The sequence below is a fragment of the Rhizobium altiplani genome (assembly GCF_001542405.1).
Classification (GTDB): domain Bacteria; phylum Pseudomonadota; class Alphaproteobacteria; order Rhizobiales; family Rhizobiaceae; genus Rhizobium; species Rhizobium altiplani.
This window is the reverse complement of sequence record NZ_LNCD01000022.1, coordinates 1-4,118: the sequence shown is the minus strand read 5'-3', so window position 1 is coordinate 4,118 and position 4,118 is coordinate 1. Positions and strand designations below refer to the sequence as shown.

5 protein-coding genes are annotated in these 4,118 nt (G+C 57.8%); all 5 read left to right on the top strand.

Features of this window, described 5'->3' with window-relative positions:
* Nucleotides 1-77: 77 nt before the first annotated feature.
* The 5 genes from AS026_RS39255 to AS026_RS04255 all read left to right on the top strand — a co-directional run bounded on the left by AS026_RS39255 (nt 78) and on the right by AS026_RS04255 (nt 4,049).
* Nucleotides 78-841, top strand: a protein-coding gene (locus AS026_RS39255; RefSeq protein WP_100248102.1) for an IS5 family transposase whose coding sequence is annotated in 2 segments (ribosomal slippage) — nt 78-405 and nt 405-841 — 765 coding nt in all. Because the reading frame shifts where the segments join, the coding sequence is not laid out codon by codon here.
* A gap of 201 nt (nt 842-1,042) precedes the next feature.
* A complete protein-coding gene (tnpA, locus tag AS026_RS04270; RefSeq protein ID WP_062368489.1) occupies nt 1,043-1,513 on the top strand; it encodes an IS66-like element accessory protein TnpA in 471 nt (156 codons plus the stop codon).
* The gene (gene tnpB, locus AS026_RS04265) at nt 1,510-1,866 is read left to right on the top strand and encodes an IS66 family insertion sequence element accessory protein TnpB (RefSeq protein WP_028749713.1); all 357 of its coding nucleotides are present in this window, start codon (nt 1,510-1,512) and stop codon (nt 1,864-1,866) included. Before tnpA ends, tnpB begins: the two co-directional genes overlap by 4 nt.
* Before the next feature lie 48 nt (nt 1,867-1,914).
* Nucleotides 1,915-3,489, top strand: coding sequence for an IS66 family transposase (tnpC, locus tag AS026_RS04260; protein ID WP_028749712.1), 1,575 nt, complete (start codon nt 1,915-1,917; stop codon nt 3,487-3,489).
* A complete protein-coding gene (locus tag AS026_RS04255; protein WP_062368490.1) occupies nt 3,486-4,049 on the top strand; it encodes a UPF0149 family protein in 564 nt (187 codons plus the stop codon). Before tnpC ends, AS026_RS04255 begins: the two co-directional genes overlap by 4 nt.
* Nucleotides 4,050-4,118: the final 69 nt, after the last annotated feature.

Genomic DNA, 4,118 nt, shown 5'->3' with positions numbered 1-4,118 from the left:
CTACAGCGTAAACTCATAAAATTTCTTGGCATTTATCGACCGGCGTGATTCAAGGCTTCGAAATAGGGAAGCATTTGATGACACGTCGTCGCTACGAACTGACTGACCACGAATGGTCGATTATATCGCCGTTGTTACCCAACAAGCCACGCGGCGTTGCCCGCGTTGATGATCGGCGGGTACTGAATGGCATCCTCTGGCGGTTTCGAACGGGCTCGCCTTGGGCGGAAGTTCCGGAACGCTATGGCCCGCCGACGACCTGTTACAACCGCTTCGTCCGCTGGCGCAAAGCCGGGGTATGGGATCGGCTTCTTGAAGCGGTGTCCAAGGCCTACGATGGCGACATCGTCATGATCGACTCGACCTGTGTCCGCGTTCACCAGCACGCGGCCACGGGAAAAAAAGGGATGGAGACGATGGTGGCATGGGACGTTCCCGCGGCGGCCTTACGAGCAAAATCCATGCGCTCGTCGATGCCGAAGGTCGCCCGGTCAATCTGCGTCTGACTGGTGGACAGATCGCCGATTGTGCCGAAGCCGACGCGCTGACGGATGAGCTTGGCGAGGGGGACATCCTGCTGGCCGACAAGGGTTATGACACGAATGCCATACGGGCAAAGGCCGCCGAGAGAAAGGCCTGGGCCAACATCCCGCCGAAGAGTAATCGCAAGGGCTCTTTCGTATTTTCGCGCTGGGTCTATCGGCAACGTAATCTCGTGGAACGGTTCTTCAACAGGATCAAGCAGTTCCGAGGCATCGCAACCCGATATGACAAGCGCCCGGAAAACTACCTCGCCGCTGTAAAGCTCGTCGCAACAAGAATATGGTGCCAGAGTTTATGAGTCGACGCCGTAGTTTAGCGTCTGTTTTTTCGCTTGTATCCCGTCTATAAATTTTAATGAATAAAAAGCAGTTGAGTGATTTGTTGGAGCGCCAGATACCGCACATCATGTGTTTGTAACGTGAGCGCGACGAACAGCCCACCTTTTCTTTTGTGAATGAGGCCTCGAGATAAGCTCTATCATTGATAGGAGTGGACCGGGATGGTTGGAGATCGCGCTGATGCCATGCTTGAAGTCATGGATGAAGGCATGCATGAAGCCAGGCATGAGGGAAAGTATCGGCGGATCGAGGTGATCACCGGTCGGCGGCAGCGGCGGAATTGGACTGACGAGGAGAAGGCGCGGATTCTCGCGGAGAGCGCAGAACCTGAAGTGAACATTTCGGCTGTTGCGAGGCGCTGGGGCGTCAATCGCGGCTTGCTGAATGTGTGGCGACGGGAAGCCGGACTAACCTCTCAACGGTCGGCAAAGACTAGTTTGCCGCCTGCCGTGTTCGTGCCGGTGACAGTGGTTGGGGATGGCGCACGACACGAAGGCTCGCCATCGAATGCCCCAGAGGTTCTCGCTGGCCGAATTGAGATCGAGATTGCGGGCGCACGCATGACGGTCATCGGCTCGGTAGCGCCTGAACTGGCGCAGGCGATGGTAGCGGCGTTGCGAGGGCGCCGGTGATCGGAGTTTCGCCAAATGGCGTGAAGATCATGGTTGCGACGCAACCCGTCGACTTCCGGCGCGGCATGAATGGCCTGGTAGCTTTGGTGGCGTCAGCCCTTGCGGCCGATCCCTATTGTGGCGACGTGTTCGTGTTCCGCGCCAAGCGTCTTGATCGGCTTCGCTGCATTTATTGGGACGGATCAGGCATGATCCTAGCGACGAAGTGGTTGGAGGCGGGCAAGTTCGTTTGGCCTCCGATCCGCGATGGCGCTATGCAGATGAGTGCCCAGGAGTTCTCGCTTTTGCTGGCCGGCATTGACTGGACGCGCGTCAAACGAAACGCGGTGAGGAGGCCCTCAAAAGCAGGCTGATCCTATTGGTTTTGCTTGAAGATTCAGACCCGTGTGGTAGGGTCTGTCATGCCGCTTCGACCCGATCCCTTGCCCCAGGATGCTGCGCAATTGACCCGGATCATTCTCTCGCTCGACGAAGAGAATGCCGATCTCAAGGCGCGCGTTGCCTTCCTTGAGCGCCAGCTCTTCGGGACGAAATCGGAGAAGATGACGACGATCGATCCAACGCAGGCAATGCTCGATCTTGGCGATCTAGGCGACATTCCCGTTGCTGCCAATGACGATGTCGCGCCGGTCGATGAAGACAAAACGCAGGCACGGCGATCGCCAGCCCGCAATATCGGCCGTTTGCCGAAACACCTTCCGCGTTATGACGAGCTCATCGAGCCAGCGAGCAAGACTTGCCCCTGCTGTTCGTTCGAACTTCATTGCATCGGCACTGATGTCAGCGAGGCGCTCGACATCGTGCCTGCAGTAGTCCGGGTGAAACGGACGATCCGGCCACGCTATGCATGCCGGGCTTGCGAGAGTGGCATCGTGCAAGCACCCGCACCAGCACGCATCATGGACGGCGGCATGGTGACCACGGCGTTTGCAGCCCATGTCGCCGTTTCGAAGTTTGCCTGGCATTTGCCGCTGCATCGCCAGGCGCAGATGCTGGCCTCCTGCGGCGTCATCATTGATCGCGGTACGCTCGGGGCATGGGTCACGCGGGTCGCCTGGTGGCTCGAACTTCTCTACGATGCACTCACCGCCTTCATCCGCTCGCAGCCGAGGGTGTTCTGTGACGAGACGCCACTTCCGCGCCTCGATCCGGGGCGCAAACGAACCAAGGTCTGCCAGTTATGGGCACAAGCGGTTGACGATCGGCCATGGAACGGTCCGGCGCCGCCGGCGGTGGCCTACATTTTTGCCGAAAGCCGCAGCGCTCGCGAGATCGAGGGGCAACTGTCGTCGTTCGCCGGCGTGCTTCAGGTTGATGGATATCAAGCCTATAAAACCATGGTCAAACGACGCGGCAAGAGCAACGTTGCCCCCATGCGGCTGGCCTTCTGCCTCGCTCATGCACGGCGAAAGTTCGTTGACGTCGTCAAACTGACCGGCTCTTCGGAGGCCTTGTCGATCCTTGCCAGGATTGCCGAAATCTATCGCATCGAAGCAAAACTACGAGGGGAAGATGAAGATACCCGGCTTAGCGGCAGGCGTCGTGAGGCAGCTCCCATCATGAGAGAACTGAAGGTCCATCTCACCGAACTGAGCGACGAGGTGTCGTCGAAATCGGCACTTGGCAAGGCAGTCACTTACATGCTCAACCACTGGAGCGGATTGACAGCCTTTCTAGAGGATGGCCGGATCGAGGTGGACTCCAATGTCGTCGAGCGTTCCATGAAATCCGTGGCTTTGACGAGAAAGAACTCATTATTCGTGGGCAACGAGCGGGGTGGAAAGACCTTCGCTGTCCTGGCATCGCTCGTGAACACGGCAAAGCTTAACGGCGTGGACCCCGACGTCTGGCTTGCCGATGTGCTGGAGCGCATCATCTCCGGCAAAGTGAAAGCCAACGAGATGGAGAGCCTTTTGCCTTGGGCCTGGAAGGCGGAACGCGAAGCGATGACACAGCAGGAGCGACAAGCGGCATGACACAGAACAGCCAGGAGATGACGCCGCGACCGAAGCTCGATGACGACGCATTCGAAGCCTTTATCAGGAGACGTCGTCCGCCATCGCCTATCTGGTCAATGAGCAGACTCGATGGTTATCTTACGGCCCTCATCATCGGCCCCAGGTTCATCGACCCACGGCAATGGATCCCGGAACTGACCGGCCCGGATGCCCTAAACCTGCCGATGGAAACAACCGAACATCGGGCCGTGCAGACGATCGTTGCAGAGTATAATCGGATATCTGCAAGCCTTTCCGAGAGACCGAAAGACCACCGGCCAAGGTTCACCCAGATCGATGATCAGACCCTTGATCCATTTGATTGGGACATCTGCTTTCTCATTGGAACACGACACGCGCCAAGGCTTTGGCAGCCTGTCCTTCGAGGTCATGCCGTCACTGGGGATATCATTGCGCCGATCCGCAAGCTCGGCGAGGTAAAACGGAAAGCGACCCACCAGGATGCTGCTGCCGTCGCCGAAGCACTCGTCAATATCCGAACCTATTTTATGCCGAAGCGGGCAAAGCAGAAGTTCTGACCGAGAGCCAGAAAGCCAGAAACCTATTTAGTCAAATCACGAAAGCCGTGGGCCATTCGTTGCGCTCAC

Coding starts and splice junctions, on each gene's coding strand:
- tnpA (WP_062368489.1), top strand. CDS start 1,043: ATGGTTGGAGATCGCGCTGATGCCATGCTTGAAGTCATGGATGAAGGC.
- tnpC (WP_028749712.1), top strand. CDS start 1,915: ATGCCGCTTCGACCCGATCCCTTGCCCCAGGATGCTGCGCAATTGACC.
- AS026_RS04255 (WP_062368490.1), top strand. CDS start 3,486: ATGACACAGAACAGCCAGGAGATGACGCCGCGACCGAAGCTCGATGAC.